1 protein-coding gene and 1 pseudogene are annotated in these 517 nt (G+C 68.7%); both read right to left on the bottom strand.

Annotated features, from left to right (window positions below; translation table 11 throughout):
- On the bottom strand, positions 1-421 hold a 421-nt coding region (locus ON20_RS25700), incomplete at its 3' end, for an IPT/TIG domain-containing protein (RefSeq protein WP_218002608.1).
- Positions 422-427: 6 nt separating this feature from the next.
- Positions 428-478 (bottom strand): annotated as a pseudogene (locus ON20_RS40690) (hypothetical protein); the annotation flags it as partial.
- Between the last annotated feature and the right edge of the window lie 39 nt (positions 479-517).

Raw genomic sequence — 517 nt, 5'->3', positions numbered from 1 at the left:
TGCCACCGAAACTCACCGCGGTGGCTCCCGTCAGGTTCGTTCCGGTGAGGACGACCGTGGTCCCGCCGGCCACCGGACCGGCGTTCGGTGCGATTGTGGTGAGGGTGGGTATCGCGACGTAGGTGTAGGCGACGCCGTTGCTGGTGCCGCCGGCTGTGGTGGCGGTGACCGACACCGATCCGGCTGCACCCGCGGGGGCGACGGCGGTGATCTTCGTCGACGAGTTGACGGTGAACGACGTCGCCGGCGTGGCACCGAAACTCACCGCCGTGGCACCGGTCAGATTCGTTCCGGTGAGCACGACCGTGGTCCCGCCGGCCACCGGACCGGTGTTGGGCACGACCGTGGTCAGTGTCGGCACCGCGACGTAGGTGTAGGCGACCCCGTTGCTGGTGCCGCCGGCTGTGGTGACCCTGACCAACACCATCCCGACCGAATGGGCGGGCGCCACCGCCGTGATCTGCGTCGATGAATTCACTGTGAACGACGTCGCCGGGGTACCGCCGAAACTCACCGC

The organism is Nocardia brevicatena NBRC 12119, from assembly GCF_000308495.1.
Taxonomy (GTDB): domain Bacteria; phylum Actinomycetota; class Actinomycetes; order Mycobacteriales; family Mycobacteriaceae; genus Nocardia; species Nocardia brevicatena.
This window is presented reverse-complemented; position numbering and strand designations above follow the sequence as displayed.